Source organism: Deinococcus misasensis DSM 22328 (genome assembly GCF_000745915.1).
Classification (GTDB): domain Bacteria; phylum Deinococcota; class Deinococci; order Deinococcales; family Deinococcaceae; genus Deinococcus_C; species Deinococcus_C misasensis.
In genome coordinates this window covers 244,248-267,756 of the sequence record NZ_JQKG01000002.1, presented here as the reverse complement: position 1 = coordinate 267,756, position 23,509 = coordinate 244,248, and the positions used below count along the sequence as shown (strand labels likewise).

Below are 23,509 nucleotides of genomic sequence, written 5' to 3'. Positions count from 1 at the left end.
ACAGGGTGTATGGATAAATCTGTTCCTGTGGCTGACCTGTTTGTCAAAATTCTGAAAAAGATGTCTATACGACCCTTGAAACGATGCAATGTTTATGTAACAATCCATTCACCAACGAAAACCCATTTCTGACGCTTCTCAGGCGTGTGCTGTCTTGCCTTTTGGTGTGACCCATGTCTGGTGGAGCACAGGTCTTGCCCTCTGGAGGTTCCCATGAAATTCACCCCCCACCAACGCAATGTCTCTTTTCTGCTTTTGACTGCCTTTGCCCTCACCGCTTGCAGCCAGAGCCCTGCTCTGGACAGCTCTGCACAGACCCAACTTGAAAAGCAGGCTGCGGGTTTTTATGTGGCAAACGGCAAACTGGTGGATGCCAACGGCGTGCCGTTCATCTTTCAGGGGGTCAACCAGCCCCACGCTTGGTACAACTCCACCACCAACACCGCCATCCCTGCCATCCGTGGCAAGAATGCCAACAGTGTGCGGATTGTGCTGAGCAGTGGCTGCCGTGGATGGTACAAGAGCCCCGCCTCTGAAATCACCAGCCTGATCAACCTGGCCAAAACCAACAAAATGGTGGCCGTCCTGGAAGTCCACGACACCACCGGTTACGGCGAAGACACAGGTGCATGCACGCTGGACAATGCCGCCAACTACTGGCTGGAAGTCAAAAATGCTCTGGTGGGACAGGAAGCCTACGCCATCATCAACATCGGCAACGAGCCGTATGGCAACAACAATGTGGGCAACTGGGCTGCAGACACCCGGGCCGCCATCCAGAAACTGCGCAACAATGGCATCAACCACACCCTGATGGTGGACGCGCCCAACTGGGGTCAGGACTGGTCCAACACCATGCGCAGCAACGCTTCCTCCATTTTCACCAGCGATCCCCAGAGGAACCTGATTTTCAGCGTGCACATGTACGAGGTGTACAACACCGCAACCAAAGTCAACGACTACATCAATGCGTTTGCCAACGCTGGAATGCCTCTGGTGATTGGTGAATTTGCCAACTCTCACAAAGGCAGCTATGTGGATGCAGCCACCATCATGAGTGCCAGCAAATCCAGAGTGAACGGCTACATCGGCTGGTCATGGTCCGGCAACGACAGTTCCACAGCGGCTCTGGACATGGTGAACGGCTTCAATGCCAGCAGCCCAACCTCCTGGGGCAACATGATCTTTGCAGACATGAGCACTGCCAAAATCGCCACGGTTTTTGGAGGCACCACCACCCCTCCCACCACAGGCGAGACGGTGCTGTTCAGCTTCGAAGGGAGCACCCAGAGCTGGACGGGAACCAACGTGGCTGCGGGTCCTTGGTCGGTGAATGAGTGGGCCACCAACGGCAGCAACTCCCTCAAAGCCGATGTGGTTTTCGGAAACCGCAAATACGAACTGAAGAACACCACCACCCGCAGCTTCTCTGGCAAAACCACCTTGCGTGCAAGGGTCAAACACGCTTCCTGGGGCACCGCTGGCAGTGGTGTGACCGCCAAGATCTTCGTGAAAACCGGTGCAGGTTGGACCTGGTACTCTGGTCCTGCACAAACCATCAACGGCAGCACCGCAACCACGCTCAGCATGAGCCTTTCTGGTGTGGCCAACCTCGGGGATGTCAAAGAGATTGGTGTGGAGTTCACCTCACCCACCAACAGCTCTGGAAACTCTGCCATTTACGTGGATCAGGTGAGCATCCAGTAACCCACCCTTTTCACGATCAACGCAAAAGACCAGCGCAAGCTGGTCTTTTTTGGTTGTCTTTGGGCCAGAGAAACGGTTTGTTCTGTTACGAAACTTGATTTTGTTTTCAGAAGAGGGGGATTGAAAATATTGCCTCATGCAAGCGAAAATCTCAAAATGTAATAAAAGTATTATGTTGTATGGGACGGCTTTTGATCGAATTCTGAAAACCTGTCTATACATCTGTTGCAAGCTGGATTTGTTTATGTAACAATCCATTCACCAACGAAAACCCAACGTAACAGCATCCTTTGTTCCGAGATGTTCAGGACTCTTTTTGCAGTCACCTGACAAGGTGTCTGTTTGCCCTCTGGAGGTTCCCATGAAATCCACCCATCACCAGCGCAACCTTTCCCTGATGCTTCTGACCGGTTTTGCCCTCACTGCCTGCAGTCAAGGTTCAGCCCCTGCGGAAATCGGTGCATCCCAGATCAACAAACAGGCTCCAGGTTTTTACGTGGCAAACGGCAAGCTGGTGGATGCCAACGGCGTGCCGTTCATCTTTCAGGGGGTCAACCAACCCCATGCTTGGTACAACTCCACCACCAACAGTGCCGTTCCTGCCATGCGTGCCAGAGGGGCCAACAGCGTCCGCTATGTGCTGAGCAGCGGCTGCCGTGGATGGTACAAGAGTCCCGCCTCTGAAATCACCAGCCTGATCAACCTGGCCAAGACCAACAAAATGGTGGCCGTTCTGGAAGTCCACGACACCACCGGCTATGGGGATGATGGTGGTGCCTGCACCCTCGATAACGCTGTGAATTACTGGCTGGAAGTCAAAAATGCTCTGGTCGGGCAAGAAGCCTACGCCATCATCAACATCGGCAACGAACCCCACGGCAACAACAACACCGGAAGTTGGGCATGGGACACCCAATCGGCCATCCAGAAACTGCGCAACAATGGCATCAACCATGCCCTGATGGTGGACGCGCCCAACTGGGGTCAGGACTGGTCCAACACCATGCGGAGCAACGCCTCCTCGGTCTTCAACAGTGACCCTCAGAAAAACGTGATTTTCAGTGTGCACATGTACGAGGTGTACAACACGTCCAGCAAAGTGAACGACTACATCAACGCTTTTGCAAACGCTGGAATGCCTCTGGTGGTGGGTGAGTTTGCCAACTCCCACAAAGGCAGCTATGTGGATGCCGGAACCATCATGAGCAGCTCCAAATCCAGAGTGAACGGTTACATTGGCTGGTCATGGTCCGGCAACGACAGTTCCACCGCAGCTCTGGACATGGTGAACGGTTTCAATGCGAATAGCCCAACCGGTTGGGGCAACATGATCTTTGCAGACATGAGCGGGTCCAGAACAGCCACCGTGTTTGACGGCATCACAGGCGGAGGTGGCAGCACAGGGGGCGGCACTGGAGGTGGAACCACCACCCCCAGCGAACAAACCCTGTTCAACTTCGAAGGGGACACACAGGGCTGGACCGGATGGGCCGTCAATGCAGGTCCTTGGTCAGTGAATGAGTGGGCCACCAGTGGCAGCAACTCTCTCAAAGCCGATGTGACTTTTGGCAACCGGAGGTACGAGCTGAAAAACACTGCCCAGCGCAACCTCTCTGGCAAAACAGCCTTGCGTGCCCGGGTGAAGCATGCCTCTTGGGGCAATCCCGGCAGTGGTGTGACCGCCAAGATCTTCGTGAAAACCGGTGCAGGTTGGAGCTGGTATGGCAGCGGTGCTGTGACCATCAATGGCAACACCTCCACCACCCTGACCCTCAACCTTTCGGGTGTGCCCAATCTGGGAGATGTCAAAGAGATTGGTGTGGAGTTCACTTCACCTTCCAACAGCTCTGGAAATTCCTCCATCTACGTGGATCAAGTGACTTTGCAGTAAGTTTCATCACCACAGACACCCGAGCAAAACACAGCAAAAACAGATGGGCCAGTTTGCACTGGCCCATCTTGCTGGATGGATTCACAACTCCCGCTGGTGTCCGCTTTTGTCACCTGTGTTGGGTACAGGCATTTCAGGCAACTCGGGTGCCTCTGGGGACTGCCCGATGTCCTGCTCGGGAATGGGAAAAGGGGCAGGATCGCCGGGATTGATGTCAGGGGTGTTGTCTGGTTGCAGGGGTGCTCTGGGATCGGACATGGCTGACTCCTCTGTGTGGCTTTGAGAGATGTTGATCGGGAAATCAAAAACCTGCTGAAGGAAAAGCTGGATTCATTTTCAAGACAATGGTGCTGTGCCTCAGTTGGATTGGGTACAGTTCCTCGCAGGAAGCACTTTTTGGAACATTGTGCACAATGATTTGAATGTGAAACATGTTTTACAAATGAAGCGAAACTGAATTTTGGTTCACATCTCAAATCACAGGGGACCATCTTGATGGATTGTGTTGTTGTTGAATTTGAATTGTAAAATTCATTTTGCAAGTCCAGATCTGCCAAATGTGATCAATCAAGACAAAAGTTTTTTGGCTGTCTGTTATGATGGCAGAATCATGGATGAAATTGTTGCCATCATATTGCCAGCTTTGCTTGTTACAGTTGCGGTTGGAGGGGTGTTCCTGTACATGCAAGGTGGACCTCAGGCCTTTGAATCGCTTTTTGGAAAACGCAAGAAGGCCCGCAAGCGTCGCAAACGCAGACGGACTTCTGTGCATCAACATCGCCCTCAGCACGTTGCATCTTCAGAATTGTCCACCCCAGCGGTTGAACGGTCTCTGGAAGAAGTCCGGCGCTGATTTCCGCAAACTTCGGCTGAGTCCAGAGCAGGGATCAGGGAAGGACCTGCCAGAGCTTCAGGGTTTTCCCACCCACCAGCATCCACAACATCCCGATCAAAACCACCATCAAAGCACCCACCTGTTGCAACACCGGTAGGTGGGTGTGTCCTGCCAGGGTCAGGGTGGTCAAGGCAAAGGCCCCCACTGGAAAAGTGAGGCCCCACCATCCCAGATGGAAAGCCAGAGGTTGCTGAAAGGCTTTCTGGAGGCGCATCAAGGCAAAACACACCCAGATGGCTGCTGCACCCCACAACAGGTTGGCCACAGGGAGGGCGGTGTCGTACAGGATCCCACTGGTGTGTTGTCCAAGATTGAACCACCCCAGTGCGCCCGTGGCCAGAGGTCCAATCGGTAAAAACAGTCCAAAAACCTCCTGATGTGAAGGCAGACCCTTTTTCCGAAACTGTCCGATCAACTGCCCAATCACCACCAGAGCAGCAGGCACCGAAAGGCCCCACAGCGCACAACCGCTGTACAGAAAAATGTCCGTGTGGGTGTCTGGCAGCAGGTTCATCAATTGGGTGGCGCCCACTGCTGCGACGCCACAAGGCACCAGAGGCAACAACCACAAAGGGGTCAGGGTGCGGCCTTTTCGCAAAACAGGCAGCAACATCAGGCAACCCACAGACAGCAGGACATCCAAAATCCACAATCCGATGGCCCAGGGCAAGCTGGATGGCCCAATGAAATGGAGCAGTCCGTTGATCAGGGTGCACAGACCCATCGGCAGGGTACCCAGAAAGAACGGCTGGGTGGGATGGTGCAGCAAATCTGCTCTGGCTGCTCTGGATCGGTACTTGAGGGCACCCACCACACAAAAGGTCAGAAACAATCCAAAATTGAGGACCCACAGGCTTAGTGCAATGAAATGGGCAGCAGCAAAAGTGAATTGTGAAATCAGCAAAGCCAGAATTCCGGTTCCCATGGTGATGGCAAACCATTGGGGTGTGAATTCAGGTCCCTCCAAAGTCAGAAAAGGGACTTTCAGAAGAGTTTGCATGTGGACCAGCATAGTCGGCAGCAGATATCAAATCAAATAAAGAAATGAAAAAAACCATTCAAAAAATTGATATCTTGTTCTGGTGAACCTCAACCCCGAGCACCTGCTGACCTTCCTGAAAGTGGCCGAACTGGGGAGCCTGAGCCTTGCAGCAGAACAGCTTCATTTGACCCAGCCTGCAGTGTCCAACCAGATCAAATTGCTGACCGGGCGTGTGGGAGAACCGCTCTTTGCGCGTCACCGCTATGGGGTGCGCCTGACTCCAGCAGGAGAGCAACTGCTTCCCCATGCAAGGCAGGTCAGGCGGGCTCTGGAAGGCACCACCAGAGCCCTTCAAGAATGGCATGGTTTGCAGTTTGGATCTCTGCGCCTGTCTGCCAGTTTGACGATTGCAGCCAGCATCCTCCCGAGGGTGCTCTCGGTGTACCACCAGCAACACCCTCAGGTGCAGTTGCAGGTCCAACAGGGCAACACCCGTGAAGTGCTGCAACTCCTGCTGGATGCCCGCTGTGAAATGGCTTTGCTGGAAGGCCATTTGCCCACCCTGCCTGCAGATCTGGAGGTGGAAACCTTCCGTCAGGACCGTCTGGTGCTGGTGATTGGCCAAATGCACCCTCTGACCAACCGATCCCGGCTTGCTGTGCCAGAGCTGCACCACCTGCCTGTGATCTGGCGGGAAAGAGGCTCTGGCACCCGTGAAGTGGCCGAAGGTGCCCTTCAACAGGCCAGAGTGACCGTTCAGACCGTGCTGGAATTGGCTGGCACAGAAGCGGTTAAAGAGGCGGTCATGCAGGGTCTCGGGGCTGCGTTTCTTTCAGAGTTGACGGTCCAAAGGGAAGTGCGATCAGGCGAACTGGTGCAACTGGAGGTGGATTTGCCCGGACTGGTGCGGGACCTGAGGGTGGTGCGTCCCCCTCTGGAAGTGCTGTCCAGAGCAGGGAAGGCCTTTCTGGAACACCTCAAATCCAATGAATGAACCCCACCTTCTGGGGGTGGGGGAATGGGTTTTGAAGCAGTCTGTGCCAGTGGGCCTTGCAAAAATCAACCATGCAGGGTGAGTGGCGTAAACAGTGGGAGGTGAAATCAAATGAAAAGGGATGTGCAATTCAAAAGAATCCATCTGAATGAAAACTGCCGCTGAACATGAGAAGTGCACAGGTGAACCCATCAAGCGTTCATGAAAAGATTTTAACAAAGTGCTCTGAAGTGTGCCTGAGGTTTGGTCACATCCGGGTGGGCAAGGACTTTGTTTTGACTCAGTTCAAAGAATTTCTCAAAGAATTTCTTCTTGCACCTCCAGATTCCGGTTGAGCATTTTGATTCCTCCATCCAGATCTGCCATGGCCAGTGATCCATCAGGCAAAGTGGTCAAGTCCATGGGGTGCGCAAACGCCTTCTGCTGGACCACTTTCCATTGCTCAAGGTCCACGGTCAAAACCTTTCCGCTGCGATCAGAAAGATATGCCGAGGTGCTCGCAACGGTCATTTTGTCTGGGTGTCCGGGAAGTTTCAGTTCCCTCTGGACCTGCCCGTTTTTCAATTCCAGCAACCTGCCCTGATGGTCCAGCACCAGCACGCCCTGCTGGTAACGGTTCAATGCCACAGGTTCTCCCCCCACCTTCAGGGTTCGGGTGACTTTCAGGGTTCGCGGATTCACCTCAAAGATTTTACCTGAAGTGTGGTGTGTGACCAGCAAATTGTCCTGCACAGCCAGAACAGCATCCATGAAGGCTTCTCTGGGGATGTTGCTGCTGTTGTCCAGCTGGATTTCGGTGACGTAACCCTCCTTGCCAATGGAGGTCAGGTACCCACTGAGGGCACACTTCACGAAAACACGGCCTTGCTGGACACTCAGGCCACTGGCCCCTGCATGGATGCTGTACGTCCTTTCCAGAACACGCGTCTTCACATTGATCACCGAGAGCAACTGGTTGGCGGTGTCCAGCAGGTAAACCCGGTCTCCTTCTGCCACAGCTTCCGTGAAATAAGGCACAGATGCCACTTTCATGGACAAGCGGAACACCTCACCGTCTGGCCCCAGCATCACCACAGGCGCACTCAGGTTGTTGTTGGCGAACACCACAGCACCCCCTGCCCCCACCACCACACTCGGAGATGGAGCAAGTCTTGCCGTTGCCGATGGGGTCAGCAACGATCCCATCCACAACACCGCAGCGACCGTGGCAGCCATCCCCACACCCCACCACGCCCTCTGGGACGAACTTGGGCGTTTGATTTGACCCATGATGCGGCTTTTGAGCTCTGCTGGAGGCAATCTGGCAGGCGCAGCATGCACCAGAGCGGTTTTGATGCGCTCCAGATCCTGACGGTAAGCCTGACAATCTGCACAGCCCTGCACATGTTCGTTCAAGCGGTTCAGGGCACCAGAGGACAACCCCTCTGCAGGTTCCAGCAGCAACGACTGGGCCTGTTCACAGCTCAAGGCTTGGGTGGCTTGCTGCATCACACGGGTTTTGAGTTGAACGGGAACTTCTGCTTCCTTCCCCTCTGTCCACTGCTCTGTCTTCTGCTCACTCCACTGTAAACCCTGAAGGATGGCCTGCAAATCTGCCTGAACAGACTGGCATTCTGCACAGCTTTCAAGGTGGATTTGCGCCTCACTGGGCAAAGCCTTGCTGTGCCAGAGCAGGTCGGTCAGGTGATGCTGACACGTTTCACAGTTCATCTCTGAGTCCTTTCAGGGCCAGACGCAATTTGTCCAGAGCGTACTTGAGGCGACTTTTCACCGTGCCCAGCGGAACCTGCATGGCCGTTGCGATGTCTTCTCTGGATTCTCCTTTGAAAAAAGCCCTTTCCACCGTTTCCTGATGGGCTGCACTCAGTTGTGAAAGCCCTTGCCTCAATCGGCCCCCCAGATCCTGCAACTCTGCCCGGTCCTGCAAGGTCAAACCCGGATCAGAGAACGGCAGCAGTTCGCCTTCTTCATCGTAAATGCTGCCCTCGTTGCGCCGCTTCCTCAGATGGTCAATGGCCATGTTTCGAATCAGGGTCATGAAAAAAGCCGCAAAACTGGCTCTGGCAGGATCATACAACTCGGGACGGTTCCAGAGTTTCAAGAAGGCATCTTGCACCACCTCCTGTGCAGCTTCGGGGTCTTCAAGCACGCGCATGCACAGCCCGTAAGCCGCGTGGATGTAGCGGTCATACAGCTCTGAAAGGGCCGTTTCGTCGTGGCGGTGGAGCCGAACCACCAGTTCGGCATCGGTGGCAGGGTTGGGCATCAATCCCAGTGTACGGTTTGGGGTTTGCAGCATGGAGGATCCTCTGCAGACAGATACGCATTGGGGCACCCTTCAGGTTCAATTGAACTTTTTGAAGGGTTGGCTCCGTACCTCCATCACCACAGGAGGTGGACCATGAAAAAACCGCACACATTTGCCCTGATCGCCCTTGGACTTCTTTCCCTGACCGCTGGTCTGGGCCTGGCACAGGACTCGATGAAGGATTCGATGAAAGACTCCATGCAGGATCCAGCCATGAAAACCGAAATGAAAGACGGGATGAAAGACGGGATGAAAGACGGGATGAAAGACATGCACATGCATGAAGGCTATGTGGCTTACACCCTCAAAGCGTTCAATGCGGCCAGAGACAAAAAACGGGTGCTGTTCTTCGCGGCCTCATGGTGCCCGAGTTGTCAGGGGGCAGACAAAGACCTCAAATCCAAGGTGCAGACCATCCCCGAAAACGTGGTGGTCTTCAAAGTGGATTACGACAAAGAAAAAGCCCTCAAAACCAAATACAACATCACCTACCAGCACACTTTTGTGCAGGTGGATGCCTCTGGAAAAGCCCTGAAAACCTGGTCCGGCGGAGGCCTCAAAGAAATCCTCGCTGCCCTACAGCGTTGATCCGTGAAATGGGAGGATCAATACAAATCCTCCTGTTTCAAAACCTCTTGACCAGAGAAACAGCCTCTTGTTCTTCTGTCCAAGGCTTTCAAAGGAGTTTCTGAATGGTGTTGCTGTTGGTGGCTTTTCTGGCTGGCGTTTTGACCATTGCTTCTCCCTGCGTGCTGCCCATTTTGCCGGTTTTGCTCTCTGGAACGGTGGGTGGTCGGGGGAGGCCCATCGGAATCATTGTGGGGTTTCTGCTCAGCTTCGTGTTCTTCACCCTTTTCCTGAGTTCTCTGGTGAGGCTGCTCGGCATTGGTGCAGACACCCTGAGGGTTTTCAGCATCGTTTTGCTGATGGTGTTCGGTCTGGTGCTGGTGGTTCCTGCCCTGCACCAGAGGTTTGAAAGGCTCACCAGCAGCATGGGCAGTGTGGGAGGGCTTCAGAAAGGCCCTCAGGATGGATTTGTGGGTGGCCTGTTGATGGGACTCAGTCTGGGCTTGCTCTGGACCCCTTGCGTTGGACCCATTCTGGCCAGTGTGATCACCCTTGCCCTCAATGGCACCGTGACCGCGCAAACCGCAGCCATCACCACAGCTTATGCTCTGGGCGCAGCCATTCCCATGGTGGCTGTGATGCTGGGAGGCCGGGCCCTTTTGAACCGCGTTCCCGGGCTTTTTGATGCTCTGGGCGGGTTGCAGCGAAGCTTCGGGGTGCTCTTGGTGGTGTTTGGTGCAGGCATGTTTCTGGGATGGGACCGTCAACTGCAAACCTGGTTTGTGGAAAACAACAGCGGTTACCTGAACTGGATTTTTTCTCTGGAAGACGCCAGAGGGGTGCAAGACGGATTGCAGGATTTGCAAAAACAGTGACCCCATCCCGTACCATGAACCCATGACCCACTGGGAAACCCTGATTGCAAAAGCCCCCCAAGAAGACCATCCCCTGCTGGGTGTGTTCAGAATGAAGTCCAGCGAGTGCCAGTTTCATCTGGTGCAAGGTCAGGGTGCAGGTGTCCTCTGGATGGGCCTCCCTTTTGAGGGCGTGTCGCAGATGCTCCTGTACCTGACCCCCGAGCACCGAACCCCAACCGACTGGCAAAGCCTGCTGGTTCTGGCAGAAAAAAGGGCCAGAGACTTGCAAGCCACCGCTGTGCTGCTGGAAGCCCCTTCGGGGAGTTGGCGTTACGAGGGGGCCATCCAGCAAGGCTTTGAAGAGGTGGGTGCCTACCGTTCACTCAGGTGGGCAGAGGTTCCAGAGCATGTTTTGCCAGAGGGTTTTGGGCTGTTGCCTTACTCAGAAGTGCAAGACCCAGTGGTATTGCTCGAAATTCTGAAAAAGGGATACTCGGGTCAGGTGGGGCACCACGAACCCAACGCCAGAACCGTTGAGGACCTCTTGGGCATGGTGCCAGCAGAGCACATCTGGTTTTTGCAGCACCAGCAAGAACATGTCGGGATCTGCCGTATTGACTGGTGGGATGGACACTGGGTGCTGGACGCTCCTGGCATCGTTCCAGAGCACCGTACCCCGGAATTGGCGCTGGCTTTTGTTTCTCGGGTGGTGGGGCACGTGAAGGACATCCAGATGCAGTCGTGGGGAGATCCTCTGGAGACGGTGTTGCTGTACCAGCAAGCAGGGGCTGTGCTGCTTGAACAGACCCCTTACTTGCAAAAAAAGCTGGACTCCATTGATCCATAAAACCAGAGGAGAATCCTCTGTTTCTGGAGTCTCCTCGTTTACAAAAAACCTGTTGTTTCCCTGTCAAATGTTCTAGTTCAGCAGGCTTTTCAGGTGTTCCAGAGAGCTGTTTCCGCCAGAGAGGATCACCCCAACCTTCTTGCCCTGAAGTTGTTCACGGATGCTGTAGGCCCCTGCGAGGCTTGCAGCTCCGGCCCCTTCGGTGAGGGTGTGGGCGTCGGTCAGGTAACGGCGCATGGCCTGACGGATGTCTTCATCGGAGACCAGCACAAAGTCGTACAGGTGGGCTTGCATGATGCTCTGGGTCAGGCCGTATCCTGCGCCTGTGGCAAGGCCTTCAGCAAAGGTTTCGTTGGGGGCGCTGAGCAGGCTCTGGTTTTTCCAAGAAAGGAAAGAGGCAGGAGAGCCTTCGGCCTGTATGGCAATCACCTGACAGGAGGGCTTCATGGCCTGTACAGCCAGACAGGTGCCTGCTGCACTGCTGCCCCCTCCCACCGCCACCATGATCACATCCAGATCAGGGGCTTCTTCCAGCATCTCCAGAGCGATGGTGCCCACTCCGGCAACAATGCGCGGTTCATTGGCTGCCTGAATGAGGCGGTACCCGTGCGTTCTGGACAGGTGTTCTGCATGTTCACGGGCATCATCGAAGCGGTGCCCGACCAGCAGCACCTCTGCCCCGAGGTTTTGCATGGCCTGCACTTTCAGGGGGTTGGCTTCCTCTGGCATCACGATGGTGGCTTTGATGCCGTGCTGTTGGGCTGCGTAGGCAATGGATTGACCGTGGTTTCCAGTGGAGTAGGTGATCACGCCCCTTTGCAGTTCCTCTGGGGACAGTTGTGAAAGCAGGTACAGCCCTCCGCGCACTTTGAAAGCCCCGGTCTGGTGGGTGTTTTCATGCTTGATGAGGAGTTCTGTGCCGATCCAGCGGTTCAGGCCGGGATAAGACAGCAATGGGGTTTTGAACAGGTGTCTGGAGAGCACCTGTCTGGCTTGCAACACCTCGTGAAATGAAGGCCAGAGGCTTTTCCAGTGTTCCAGCATGTTTTCAGAGGGGGTGGGTGCTACAGCCTGAGAATGAGTAGCGCTATCGGTATTATTCATATAGAATGATAGCACATGTCTGAAACGGGTGCCACCGAACGCATTTATCAGGACCTCCTCAAACACCTGCTGACCCTGCAAGCAGGAGACAGCCTGCCGTCTTCACGCACGCTGGTGGCCCAGCATCAGGCCAGTCCGAACACCATCCAGAAAGTGTTTTCCAGACTGATTCAGGAAGGGAAAGCTGTTTCCAGAGCAGGCAAAGGCCTTTTTAAAGCAGAGGTTGCCCCTGTGGTCACCCCACAACAGGATTATGGCTGGCAATCGGTGCTGCTCGGGGCCAGTCCGGGGGTGCAGCAGGACTTCCAGAGCCTGTACACCCCTCCTCCCACAGGACTGCTCTCTCTGGGAAGCGGTTATCTGGATTCCAGTTTGCAGCCCACCCAACTTCTGGCGGAAGCCATGCAAAAAGCCTCTCGCAGGCCTCTGGTGTGGGACCGGGTGCCTCCAGAGGGATTGCCCCCCCTGCGAAACTGGTTTGCTGGCAAACTCGGGGTGCAGGCCTCAGACATCCTGATCACTGCCGGAGCCCAGAGCGCCCTTTCCAGCATTTTCTCGGTTTTGTCGCACCTTCCAAACACCCCTGTGCTGGTGGAATCTCCGTGCCACCTCGGGACACTGGCGATTTTGCGTTCTCAGGGCATGAAACCCATTCCCATTCCCATGGATGCACACGGGATGCGCCCTGACCTGCTGGAACAGGTGTTGCAACACACCCCGGCACGGTTGCTGGCCTGCCAACCCACCCACCAGAACCCCACAGGGGTGTGCTGGACTCTGGAAAGACGACAGGAGATCCTCAGGATCTGCAAAAAGCACGGCGTCCTGATCATTGAAGATGGAGCAGCGCAGGACCTCTCTTTTCAAGGTGCCCCTCCGCCCCATCTGGTCACTCTGGCCCCAGAACAGGTGATTCATGTGTACTCATTGACCAAGCCTGTGGCTGCGGGCTTCCGCATTGCTGCCATTGCTGCCAGAGGCCCCATCCGCCAGAGGCTCAGTGCAGCACTGGTGGTTGGAGACCTTTTCGTGACCGGCGTGATGCAGGAGGCCGCTCTGGAAGTGGTCACCAGCAAAAGGTGGCCCAAGCACCTCCAGAACCTGCAAAACATCCTGCAAGCCAGACAGCAGACCCTGACCACTGAACTGAAACTGCGCCTACCCGCATGGCGCATCCACCATACCCCATCAGGTGGATTTTACCTCTGGGTGGAGCTTCCAGAGGGCATGGACGACCCATCCTTTTCATTGCAAGCCCTGCAAAAACAAGTGCAGGTGTCTGCCGGACAGGCGTGGTTCCCAGCAGAAAAAGAAGGGGCATTCCTGCGCCTCAGCTTTGCAGGCATCGAACAGGTGCAGATCGCTCAGGCGGTCTCTGGACTTGTGGAGGCCAGCCAAAACGTTCAGGCCAACACGGCATCCTGAAACAGGAACGGACAGCGCAACTCCAGTTCCATCAGGTCCTCCTCGACCACCATCATTTTCGGACGGCTGTGGGGACCCAGGGCACGCAGGTGCACGTAACAGGTGTGGGGTCTGGCCCCCTCCACAACAGCAAAGATGCGGCTTGCAGGAACGGACTCTGGACCTTTTTCGGTGATGAATTGCAAGATGTGCTCTGGCATGATTCTCCTTCAAAAACCGCATCACCTTAACACATCTGGAGGCCAGAGATGTCCCTGAGGGGGTGGGCAAACGTCCTTGCCCCTTGAGCCTTTCAAAAAGGCTATGCTGATTCCGAAATGGCTGCAATCCCATTGACCTTACAGGACCTCAAAGCTTGTTTCCCCTCTGGCGTCTGGTCCAGAGCCCAAGGACTGGTGCGCGACAAGGCTGTCAAGTTCATCAACTGGCAGGCCGACGGGACCGAACTGTACAGCAAAGTCAGAAGCGCCAGCAGCCGTGAAGAGTACATCCAGAGCATTGAAATTGATCACAAAAAAGGAAGGCTGAACATCTCTGGAGGATGTTCTTGCTATGTGGGATTCAATTGCAAGCATGTGGCAGCAGCGCTGATTGTGGCCACAGAACAACTGCAAGAAAAGCCTGCGGTGGTGGTCTCTCCAAAGCCAGAGCCTGTGAAACCAGAACCCACCCTGAATGCAAAAGAGAAAAAACTGTTCCAGTTGGTCCAATTTGTCTGGGAACAGCGAGGCTCCCTGCACGAGCCTTATCTGGGTCAACTTCGGGAGGTGTACCGCAAAGCCCCCAAAACCACCCAGAGCAAGTTTGATGCCAAGCTCTGGCAGGACCTGTGGCCTTTGTTGGAGTCTGAGGAGGGTGTTTCTGATGCATCCACTGTACATCCAGACCGGGCAGAAGACGCTACACCTGCCCTCAACCTGTCTCCAGAGTTGCAAAACTGGCTGGATGCCCCTGAAGCCCCCAGAGCGCTCAATCACACGTTGCTGTTTGTGGTGCAAGTGCGATCCGACCAGAAAGGCCAAACGAACCTGCACTTCGAGGTGTATTCCGCAAGGATCAGCAAGCAGGGCCTCAGTGATGTCAAACCCTACACCTCTGGGTTTTCAGATGCCCAGTATGTGGCCCGAGACCTTCCCCTCAAGGTGGCGCTCGGGCAGGTGCAGGACTGGCATGGGCTGCAAGACCTTCCCCTCACAGGGCATGTGTTGCAAGCGTTGCTGGACACTGGACGGGTGTACCTGCAAGACCACTGGGACCAACCCATCACCACAGGCGAAACGCGCAAAGGGACTCTGGGATGGAAAACCGCTTCGGACGGTACCCAGAGGCCTGTGTTGCAAGTGGAACCTGAAGGCACCGTGGTCTTGCCCCATGCCCGTCCGTGGTATCTGGATGTGCACACCAAGGAAATCGGACGGGTGGAGTTGCCGGTCTCGGAACAAGAAGCGCAACGCTTCCTGAGCATCCCAGCCCTCTCACCCTTGCACAGCACGGCTTTTGCCCAACACTTGCAAGCCCGCCATCAGAACCGCTATCCGCTGCCCCACACCTTGCCGATCCAGAGCCAGCAGGCCCCTCTGGTTCCGCGCATCACCCTGTACACCCAGATGGTGCGGTACAACGCATACAGTTACCCTTTCAAACTGCACAGCTTGCACCTCGAATGGACTTACAACGGTGAGCCCGTCAGGGATTTTGATTCCCCCATCCTGCAAAGGGTTGAAAACGGCGTGGTTTACACCCTTCAGAGAGACCTGAAAAAAGAACAGGCCACCGAAAAACCCCTCAAGAAACTCAAATTGGACCGGGCTGAAAAAGTCCAGAAAAACCGGATTCCTGACACCCTGAAGAACCACTGGACGTTCAGAAGCAACAAACCCCCCTTTTACTCCGAAGAACAAACCTGGCTGTCTTTCATCTCTGAAGACGTGCCAGGGCTGCAAAAACTCGGGTGGGAGGTGCGGTTTGACCCTTCCTTTGAGTTCCGCCTCTCGCAGGTCAGCCACTGGTACGCTGATCTGGAAGAAGGCAGCGACTGGTTTGGACTGGAACTCGGGGTGATGGTGGAAGGTCAGAAAATCAGTGTGCTCCCTCTGCTGGTGTCCCTGATCCGCAGCACCAATCCCGAAATGCTCAAAACCTTCTCAGACGAAGACACCCTGTACGCCCGTTTGCCGGATCGCAGCATGCTGCCCATGCCGGTGGGGCGCATCCGCTCACTGCTCGGGACCCTGATTGAACTGTACGGACAGGACGGCCTGAAAGACGGGAAAGTCAGGATGCCCCTCTTGGACGCGGCCCGACTGGCAGAACTGGAAGCCGAAATCCAACCCGAGTGGCAGGGTGGCGAAAAACTCCGCGAACTGGGGAAAAAGCTGCGTGACTTTCAAGGGCTGCAAACCGCTGACCTGCCCAAAGGACTGCAAGCCACCCTCCGGCCCTACCAACACGAAGGCCTCAATTGGCTGCAATTCCTGAGGGAATACGGACTGAACGGCATCCTTGCAGATGACATGGGGCTCGGGAAAACCCTGCAAACCCTCACGCACCTGCTGCTGGAAAAAGAACAGGGACGGCTCACCTCGCCTGCCTTGATTGTGGCCCCCACCAGCTTGATGCACAACTGGATGTCAGAAGCCCGCAAATTCACCCCAGAGCTGAAAGTGCTGATCCTGCAAGGGGCACAACGCAAACAGGATTTCTCTAAAATCAAAGACCACGACATTGTTCTGAGCACCTACCCACTGATTTCCAGAGATTTTGAGGTGCTCTCTGGACACACCTTCCACACCATCATTCTGGATGAAGCACAAAACATCAAAAACGCCAAAAGCGCGACCAGTAAAGCCATCTTCCTGCTGAAAGCCCAGCATCGGCTGTGTCTGACCGGAACCCCTCTGGAAAACCACCTTGGGGAACTCTGGTCCTTGTTTCAATTCCTGATGCCCGGATTTCTGGGAGACACCAACCACTTTGGGAAGTTGTACCGAACCCCCATCGAAAAACAGGGGGATGTGCACCGCAGAACTGCCCTTGCGAAACGCATCAAACCCTTCATTTTGAGGCGCACCAAAACCCAGGTGGCCAAAGAACTGCCCCCCAAAACCGAAGTGGTGGTGAATCTGCCTCTGGACGGTGCCCAAAGGGACCTTTACGAAACCCTGAGGGTGTCGGTGCAAAAACAGGTCCAGCAAGAAATCCAGAGCAAAGGACTGGCCCGCAGCCACATCATGATTCTGGATGCCCTGCTCAAACTCCGACAGGTGTGCTGCGAACCGCGCTTGCTGTCCCTGACAGAGGCCCGCAAAGTCAAAACCTCCGTGAAACTGGAATGGCTGAAAGACACCCTGCCTGGCATGCTGGAAGAAGGCCAGAGGGTCTTGCTGTTCTCGCAATTTGCCACTTTGCTTGGTCTGCTGGAAGAAACCCTGAAGGAACTCGGGATTCCCTACTCCAAACTGACCGGGGAAACCCAGGACCGCAAAACCCAGATCGAGCAATTCCAGCAAGGGAAAACCCATGTGTTCCTGATCAGCCTGAAAGCGGGTGGGGTGGGCCTGAACCTGACCGCAGCCGACACCGTGATTCACTTCGACCCATGGTGGAACCCCGCAGCAGAAAACCAGGCCACAGACCGCGCCTACCGCATTGGTCAGGACAAGCCCGTGTTCGTGTACAAACTGATCACCGAAGGCACCATCGAGGAGAAAATCCTCGGGATGCAAGAACGCAAAGCCCAACTGGCCTCTGGGGTGCTGGAAGGTGGGTTGGCCGAAGCCCAGAGCCTGAGTGCAGAAGACGTGCAGAACTTGTTTGCGCCCCTTTGACGCCATTTTGAACAAGTGAAAAGCCTAGTACTTCATTAAACGGTTGAGCAAGAGTTCTATACTGTCCATATGGGCAAACACCAGGTGCACCTGAGTGAAACAGAACACCAGCAACTCCTCCAATGGACACAGACAGGTAACCTCCCAGCAGAAAGTCAAATCCGAGCTCGCATCTTACTGTTGACCGACACCCGCAAAAACTACACCGACATCCAGATTGTCTCCGCTCTCCACATCAGTCGCACCATGGTCGAACACACCCGCAGAAGGTACCATCAAATCGGACTCGAAAAGACCATCATGCGTGCCAAACGCAAAGATCTTGGTGTGCCTGTCAAAATTGATGGTCGGGTTGAGGCCCACATTCAAACCCTCGCTTGCAGTGAACCCCCAGCAGGTTATGCCCGTTGGACCTTAAAAATGATTGCTGCGAAACTGGTGGAGGTGGTTGAGAGCATTTCGACCGTGAGTGTGCACTCCACCCTAAAAAAAATCAATTGCAACCTCACCGAGTCAAAAGGTTCCTGATTCCCGCTCAGCACAATGCAGATTTCGTCTGCCAAATGGAAGAAGTTCTTGAGGTCTACGCCAGAAAGTATGACCCTCTGGAGCCAGTGGTGTGTTTGGATGAACAACCTCAAGTGCTGCATTCCCATGCCAGAGAAGCCCTGCCCATGACTTCGGGTATGCCCATCCGGCAGGATGATGAGTACGTCCGGCAAGGAACAGCCAACGTGTTTTGTCTGTTTGAACCTTTGAGGGGTTGGCGGGAGATGCGGGTCACCCATCAGCGGACCCTCAGAGATTTGCAGATGTTCTTCAGGTGCTGTGTGATGAGGTTTATCCTGCTGCCAGACATATTCATGTGGTGTTGGACAACCTGAACATCCATAAGAAGTCAGCCTTGTACAGCCGTTTCGAGCCCTGTGAAGCTCGGAGAATGGCGGATAAACTGGTGTTTCATCACACTCCCAAGCACGGCAGTTGGCTGAATGCGGCAGAAATTGAACTGTCCATTTTTGCAAGGCAGTGTACGGCAAGGCGTTTGGGGTGTTTTGAGCGGCTTGAAGTTGAAGCGGCTTGTTGGACAGAAGATCAGAATCGGTTGAGAAGGGGGTTGTGTTGGCATTTTACGGCTGGGGATGCTCGAATCAAGCTGCGTCGCCTGTACCCTTCTCTGACCGTTTAATGAAGTACTAGAGGAGTGAAGGGGGGAGTCTCTGGGCTTTGTTCACTTATTGGTGTTTGAGGGATCCTCTGGATGGACAATCAGGGAAAAATTGAGACATAATGTCTTCGAAATGCCCAGAAAGAAAAGCATCGACACTTTACAATCCCGAGCACATGAAATTCTGCTGGACACCCTGAAATACACTTCAAAAGAAGTGCTGTCACAGGCTCTGGGTACCACTGTTCGCACCTTGACCCGATGGGAAGCTGCCGATCCCCTTCCCCCTGGCCACATTCTGCTGGCCTTGCAGCAATTCCGCGATACGAAACCTGATCTGCTTCCTGCTTGTCCTGTACAACAGGTTGAGGGGTGCGTGGAAGGCGAATTCACCTTCATTGACCTGTTTGCTGGCATTGGTGGTATTCGTCAGGGGTTTGAGCGCAATGGTGGTCGCTGCGTTTTTACCAGCGAATGGAATGAATTCTCTCAGAAAACCTATCAGGCGAACTTTCCGGCAGACCATGAACTGGCCGGAGACATCACCCCTTATCCCAAAGAGCACATCCCGGACCACGATGTTTTGCTGGCCGGTTTTCCCTGCCAACCTTTTTCTATCGCTGGTGTTTCCAAAAAGAACAGCTTGGGACGCGCACATGGTTTTGAATGTGACACGCAAGGCACTTTGTTCTTTGAAATAGAAAAAACCATTGAGGTCAAACGCCCCATGGCTTTTATGCTGGAAAATGTCAAAAACCTCACATCACACGATAAGGGACGCACCTTTGCCACCATCAAAGCCACCCTTGAAGACAAACTCGGGTACCACATCCACTACCGGGTGATTGATGGCAAGCATTTTACGCCTCAGCACCGGGAACGCATCATCATTGTCGGATTTCGTGAGCCAGTGGATTTTTCATGGGAAGCTCTGAACTTGCCTCCCCAAAACCACATTATGGCTGACATCCTGCACAAAGAAGATGGTACAGAGGTGATCCCTGAAGGGGATGACTACTTGAATGAAGACGGAACGGTCAAAGCAAAATACACCCTCACCGATAAACTCTGGGCTTACTTGCAAAATTATGCTGCCAAGCATAAAGCTGCAGGAAACGGTTTCGGATATGGACTGGTGGGGCCCATGGACACTTGCCGTACCCTGTCCGCAAGGTACTACAAAGATGGCAGTGAAATTCTCATCTCACAAGGTCCCGGAAAAAACCCCCGTCGTCTGACCCCCAGAGAGTGTGCCAGACTGATGGGTTTTCCTGAAACCTACAAGATCCCTGTGTCTGACACGCAGGCCTACAAACAATTTGGCAACAGTGTGGTGATGCCCGTGATCACTGAAGTGGCCAGACTGATGAAACCTTTTGTGATGGAGCTTAAAGCAAGGCAGCAGCAAACCATCCCCGAGCTGGTGGCTTCCAGTGCAGATTGAAATGGCACTCTGGATGTGATGTCAGGACATCATCACATCGATTGAAAACAAAACATAGGCAGGGCGGCAGATCCACAAAGCTGCCCTGATTCCATATACTGGCTTCAGGAGAACCCGTGGACACCCTCAATGCCTTGATTCAACGCTTGAAGCAAAATGGAGCAACACGAATTCTTTACAAACCACTCAGTGCCAATGACAACACCAAACAGCAAATCTACATTGGCGGAAATTGGGAAGTGCTTTCAGTGCTTCCCTTTGGCGAGATCCAGAGTTACCCGGAAGTCAGACAACCCAACTTCAAAGCGCCAGTGAATCTGTACTGGATGAATGAAGAAGGGCAGGTGGCCCACGCGCCTGGTGCCCAGCTCATCATGTACCCCAAGTACCCTGAAATTCGCCTCTCTGGTTTCTTGAAGGGGTGTCCTCTGGCCCCTTCTGCCCACATGCAACCCAACCCGCGAACAGAAGGAAGAATTCTGGTCTTGGGCATTTGCCCTGATCGCAGAATTCTGGCTCACCTGCTTTTGCCAGGACAGGCCATCACTGCTGAATTGCTGGATCAGCCTGTATTGAGTGTAGCAGGAGTCTTCAGAGAACTCATTCTGGACCGGGATCCTCTGGAAGAACTGCTGGAAAAACTGCATGACATTCATCAGATGGGTTTTGTGGATTCTTGCCGTTTGAATTCTTCTGGTCAGAAAATTCCTTATGTTGCCCAGAACGGTGGTGGGTATACCTTGGAAGCCCTTCTGGACATTATTCCGAATGGGCACAGCGAACCTGACTTCCGGGGCATTGAAATCAAGCAATTTGGGGTCAAGCGCTTTGACCGTTTGGGTAGCCCACGCATCACCCTGATGACGCCCGAACCGGTTGGAGGCATTTATGTGAATCCGGGTGTCATTCCTTTTCTTCATTTGTATGGTAAGCCAGAGCCAGCGAAAGATCGCATTTATTTCACTGGAACCCATCAATATGGTGTGGTGCATGCCACCACAGGCTTACGGTTGGACTTACAGGGATACAACATCACTGCCAGTGGAAAATTTGAGATCACCGACATCACCAAAGGAATCATGCTTGTGGATCCACGGACAGCAGATACTGTGGCGGCTTTGTGGACTTTCCAGCAGATTATTGACCACTGGAGCAAAAAGCATGGTCGAACAGTGTATGTCCCTGCGATTTCACAGCAAAAACTTTTGGGAGATGACAAAACCATCCGCCAGTACCACTACAACGATCAGGTGTGGCTCGGGGTCAGTACAGATCCCATCCGGTTTTTTCGATCTTTGTTGAGCAAAAAGGTGTATTACGATCCAGGAACCAAGGTGGAAAACCTATCAGGTACGCCTGTGACCAAACGCCGAAACCAGTTCCGCATGAACTTCAAAAACCTTGCTTCCCTGTATGACACATTCGAACTCAAGTGACACATGAAAAACCCTTTTTGCGGGTTTTGAGGGCTCGCAAAAAGGGTCCAAGAACTCTTGATGTCCCCTCACTCCTGCAAAACAACCACCAGAGCATCATCATCTGGGATCAACCCCACCAGGTCCACTTTCCCATCCCCATTCAGGTCTGCACTGCTCAGGTCCTTGACGAACCCCGAGATGGGCACCGAAACCGACTCTGGAAAGTTGCCATTTCCGTCGTTCAAATTGACTTGCAGGGAAGTGGAAAAGACCGAGGTGGCAAGGTCGGTCAGGCCATCCCCATTGAAATCGGCATGGGTGAGGTCTCCAAAAAGGCGTCCGGCTGCACTCTGGGCGAATGGGAACAGTTGCCCGTTTCCATCTCCGGGGTGCACACTGATGTTTGCTCCATAGAGCGCTGAGACGGCCACATCATCGCCGGGTTCTCCGTTCAGGTCGGTCACCACAAGACCAGAGGGGGAGAAACTGCTCTGGTAGGTGGTGGCTGCGCTCAGGGTTCCATCTCCGTTGTTGTTCAGGACGAAAAGCTGGTTGGTGGGGCCAGCGATCACCACGTCTGGATGGTTGTCCCCATTGAGGTTTCCAGCAGACAACATCGAAAAGGGCTCAACAGAGGTGTAGCGCTGCTCTGGGGCCACAAAGGGGCCTCCTGCATTGCTCATCTGAACGATCAGGGCGTTCATGGTGAGGCCGAGGATGTCTGGGTAAGCATCGCCGTTCAGATCTGCCACCTGCAGGTCGATCAGTCCGGTGTCCAGAGCCACGCCATCTCCGTCCTCAAAGGTGCCGTCTCCATTGCCCAACAAGATTTGCACAGTGCCATGGCCGTAATCGGCCAGCAACAGGTCCTGATGTGGGTCTGCATTCACGAAAGCAGGAACCACCAGATACATGGGCCATGGGGTGCTTGCGGTGGTGATGGTGGGGAAATGCCCGGTGGTGTCGTTCAGCAGGATGTACACGCTGTTGGCGTTGTTGCGTGTGACCACCAGATCCGGGTAACCGTCTTCGTTGAAGTCCCCTGTGGCCACCTTCGAGACCGTCGATCCAAAATTCAATTGGGTGGGGCTCTGGAATTGCACGTTTTGCCTGCGGTTCAGTTCTGCAAAAGCAGCAATGAAGGAAAAGCTGAATGGATCGTCTTTGGCATTGGCAGACAAAGGCAATTGCGTGGAAAAAGTGACCGTGCGTGAGGTGTTGTTCTCAAAATCCCCGTACAGCACCCATCCAAAATCCAGCTTGTTCAGGGTCAGACCCTCTGGATGGACAGGATCAAAATCTGGCACAGACAGACCCCGAGCAAAAGCCGTGCCTCTGGCTTCAAAAATGGCCCGGTCGTTCTGGGGATCATAGGTGTACAGGTGGCCGGGAACCATGCTGCTGGCTTTTCCAGAGGCGTCGGTGCCGTCGTACAGCTTGACTCTGGCAAAAGCGGTGTTCCCTGCGGTGGGTTGCATGCTGTTGTTGGAGGGGTCCCCGTCGGTGTCGTCCAGGTTCACCCCCACAAAAGCCAGATCTTTGAGGGTTCTGCCGCTCTGGTTGGTCACCTTGTAGGTGGTGCTCAGGTAACGCACCCCTTTTTGTTTGACCGTGAAGGTGCTGGTGGACAACTGCTGAAACACCAGACCCGAGACCTCCTGCACCGCCAGAGGTTGCACACTTTGTTTTTGGGTGTTTCCCTCTCCAGCCTGAAATTGAAATGCCACCAGATGGGAAGGGGTTTTTTCGATGGGGGAGACCTGCGAAGCCTGCTGGCAACCGGCCAGCAACAGGGACATCAAAACCAGTTTCTTTTTCATGGATTCCTTTACTGGGCAGGAAAACTGCCCACCTGTGTGACGACCTGCCATGTGCCACTGTGGGTCAGGGTGGGTTTCTGGTACGGGCGTGATGGAGCTTGCATGCAATCACCTCGAAAGCAGAGCTCTTGAAACAGAGATTGTGGTGGAAATGGGTCAGGGCAAGCCATGCCCTTTGCTGACTCAGGGTAAGGGAGGGGGTGCTCTGGCAGTAGGGGGTTTTCTCCCTGTTTTGTGACCAGAGCAGGCAAGTAA

The 23,509-nt window shown here is 54.2% G+C and carries 20 protein-coding genes; 13 read left to right on the top strand and 7 right to left on the bottom strand.

The window, feature by feature from the left end:
• Positions 1 to 213 precede the first annotated feature (213 nt).
• Positions 214 to 1,707 (top strand): glycoside hydrolase family 5 protein, encoded by a 1,494-nt coding sequence (locus tag Q371_RS03025; protein ID WP_051963127.1) that lies wholly within the window; start codon positions 214 to 216, stop codon positions 1,705 to 1,707.
• 361 nt (positions 1,708 to 2,068) lie between these two features.
• Complete coding sequence (locus Q371_RS25185; protein WP_051963126.1) at positions 2,069 to 3,598, top strand: cellulase family glycosylhydrolase; 1,530 nt, start codon at positions 2,069 to 2,071, stop codon at positions 3,596 to 3,598.
• 81 nt (positions 3,599 to 3,679) lie between these two features.
• On the opposite strand, the gene Q371_RS26780 is transcribed toward Q371_RS25185, so the two are convergent.
• Entirely contained in the window at positions 3,680 to 3,856 is a 177-nt protein-coding gene (locus Q371_RS26780) for a hypothetical protein (RefSeq protein ID WP_157442480.1), read from the bottom strand.
• Between the two features lie 352 nt (positions 3,857 to 4,208).
• Here Q371_RS26780 and Q371_RS03015 point away from each other — a divergent pair, with 352 nt between their 5' ends.
• Complete coding sequence (locus Q371_RS03015) at positions 4,209 to 4,451, top strand: hypothetical protein (RefSeq protein ID WP_157442479.1); 243 nt, start codon at positions 4,209 to 4,211, stop codon at positions 4,449 to 4,451.
• A gap of 34 nt (positions 4,452 to 4,485) precedes the next feature.
• Here Q371_RS03015 and Q371_RS03010 read toward each other — a convergent pair whose 3' ends face one another.
• Complete coding sequence (locus tag Q371_RS03010) at positions 4,486 to 5,493, bottom strand: SLAC1 family transporter (protein WP_169743777.1); 1,008 nt, start codon at positions 5,491 to 5,493, stop codon at positions 4,486 to 4,488.
• Between the two features lie 82 nt (positions 5,494 to 5,575).
• Here Q371_RS03010 and Q371_RS03005 point away from each other — a divergent pair, with 82 nt between their 5' ends.
• The gene (locus Q371_RS03005) at positions 5,576 to 6,469 is read left to right on the top strand and encodes a LysR substrate-binding domain-containing protein (RefSeq protein ID WP_034335762.1); all 894 of its coding nucleotides are present in this window, start codon (positions 5,576 to 5,578) and stop codon (positions 6,467 to 6,469) included.
• A 297-nt stretch (positions 6,470 to 6,766) separates the two neighbouring features.
• Here the strand turns inward: Q371_RS03005 and Q371_RS03000 are convergent, their stop codons facing one another.
• Both Q371_RS03000 and Q371_RS02995 read right to left on the bottom strand, forming a co-directional pair.
• On the bottom strand, positions 6,767 to 8,179 hold the full coding sequence (locus tag Q371_RS03000; RefSeq protein ID WP_034335760.1) for a hypothetical protein: 1,413 nt from the start codon (positions 8,177 to 8,179) through the stop codon (positions 6,767 to 6,769).
• Positions 8,169 to 8,768 carry an RNA polymerase sigma factor gene (locus Q371_RS02995; protein WP_034335757.1) on the bottom strand — a complete coding sequence of 200 codons (600 nt, stop codon included), beginning with the start codon at positions 8,766 to 8,768 and terminating at the stop codon, positions 8,169 to 8,171. The genes Q371_RS03000 and Q371_RS02995 overlap by 11 nt, the downstream gene beginning before the upstream one ends.
• A 102-nt stretch (positions 8,769 to 8,870) precedes the next feature.
• Between Q371_RS02995 and Q371_RS25180 the strand changes: the two genes are divergently transcribed.
• The 3 genes from Q371_RS25180 to Q371_RS02980 all read left to right on the top strand — a co-directional run bounded on the left by Q371_RS25180 (position 8,871) and on the right by Q371_RS02980 (position 11,048).
• A complete protein-coding gene (locus Q371_RS25180; protein WP_051963125.1) occupies positions 8,871 to 9,365 on the top strand; it encodes a thioredoxin family protein in 495 nt (164 codons plus the stop codon).
• A gap of 104 nt (positions 9,366 to 9,469) precedes the next feature.
• Positions 9,470 to 10,219, top strand: coding sequence for a cytochrome c biogenesis CcdA family protein (locus tag Q371_RS02985; RefSeq protein WP_051963124.1), 750 nt, complete (start codon positions 9,470 to 9,472; stop codon positions 10,217 to 10,219).
• A 22-nt stretch (positions 10,220 to 10,241) separates the two neighbouring features.
• The gene (locus Q371_RS02980; RefSeq protein WP_034335754.1) at positions 10,242 to 11,048 is read left to right on the top strand and encodes a hypothetical protein; all 807 of its coding nucleotides are present in this window, start codon (positions 10,242 to 10,244) and stop codon (positions 11,046 to 11,048) included.
• A 72-nt stretch (positions 11,049 to 11,120) separates the two neighbouring features.
• On the opposite strand, the gene Q371_RS02975 is transcribed toward Q371_RS02980, so the two are convergent.
• Complete coding sequence (locus tag Q371_RS02975) at positions 11,121 to 12,152, bottom strand: threonine ammonia-lyase (RefSeq protein ID WP_211253792.1); 1,032 nt, start codon at positions 12,150 to 12,152, stop codon at positions 11,121 to 11,123.
• Positions 12,153 to 12,167: 15 nt separating this feature from the next.
• Between Q371_RS02975 and Q371_RS02970 the strand changes: the two genes are divergently transcribed.
• Positions 12,168 to 13,577: an aminotransferase-like domain-containing protein gene (locus tag Q371_RS02970; RefSeq protein WP_051963123.1), complete on the top strand. Its 1,410-nt coding sequence runs from the start codon at positions 12,168 to 12,170 to the stop codon at positions 13,575 to 13,577.
• Here the strand turns inward: Q371_RS02970 and Q371_RS02965 are convergent.
• A complete protein-coding gene (locus Q371_RS02965; RefSeq protein ID WP_034335747.1) occupies positions 13,556 to 13,777 on the bottom strand; it encodes a hypothetical protein in 222 nt (73 codons plus the stop codon). The genes Q371_RS02970 and Q371_RS02965 overlap by 22 nt on opposite strands.
• Before the next feature lie 117 nt (positions 13,778 to 13,894).
• On the opposite strand from Q371_RS02965, the gene Q371_RS27855 reads away from it, so the two are divergent.
• The 5 genes from Q371_RS27855 to Q371_RS02940 all read left to right on the top strand — a co-directional run bounded on the left by Q371_RS27855 (position 13,895) and on the right by Q371_RS02940 (position 21,452).
• Positions 13,895 to 17,404: a DEAD/DEAH box helicase gene (locus Q371_RS27855; RefSeq protein WP_051963122.1), complete on the top strand. Its 3,510-nt coding sequence runs from the start codon at positions 13,895 to 13,897 to the stop codon at positions 17,402 to 17,404.
• Between the two features lie 69 nt (positions 17,405 to 17,473).
• The gene (locus tag Q371_RS02955; RefSeq protein ID WP_034335744.1) at positions 17,474 to 17,932 is read left to right on the top strand and encodes a helix-turn-helix domain-containing protein; all 459 of its coding nucleotides are present in this window, start codon (positions 17,474 to 17,476) and stop codon (positions 17,930 to 17,932) included.
• Positions 17,933 to 18,167: 235 nt separating this feature from the next.
• On the top strand, positions 18,168 to 18,593 hold the full coding sequence (locus Q371_RS28195) for a transposase (protein WP_157442478.1): 426 nt from the start codon (positions 18,168 to 18,170) through the stop codon (positions 18,591 to 18,593).
• Between the two features lie 112 nt (positions 18,594 to 18,705).
• On the top strand, positions 18,706 to 20,016 hold the full coding sequence (dcm, locus tag Q371_RS02945) for a DNA (cytosine-5-)-methyltransferase (RefSeq protein ID WP_084571194.1): 1,311 nt from the start codon (positions 18,706 to 18,708) through the stop codon (positions 20,014 to 20,016).
• A gap of 116 nt (positions 20,017 to 20,132) precedes the next feature.
• A complete protein-coding gene (locus Q371_RS02940) occupies positions 20,133 to 21,452 on the top strand; it encodes an MvaI/BcnI family restriction endonuclease (RefSeq protein WP_051963121.1) in 1,320 nt (439 codons plus the stop codon).
• Between the two features lie 68 nt (positions 21,453 to 21,520).
• Here the strand turns inward: Q371_RS02940 and Q371_RS02935 are convergent, their stop codons facing one another.
• Positions 21,521 to 23,254, bottom strand: a complete 1,734-nt coding sequence (locus Q371_RS02935) for an FG-GAP repeat domain-containing protein (RefSeq protein WP_034335741.1) — start codon at positions 23,252 to 23,254, stop codon at positions 21,521 to 21,523.
• Positions 23,255 to 23,509 lie beyond the last annotated feature (255 nt).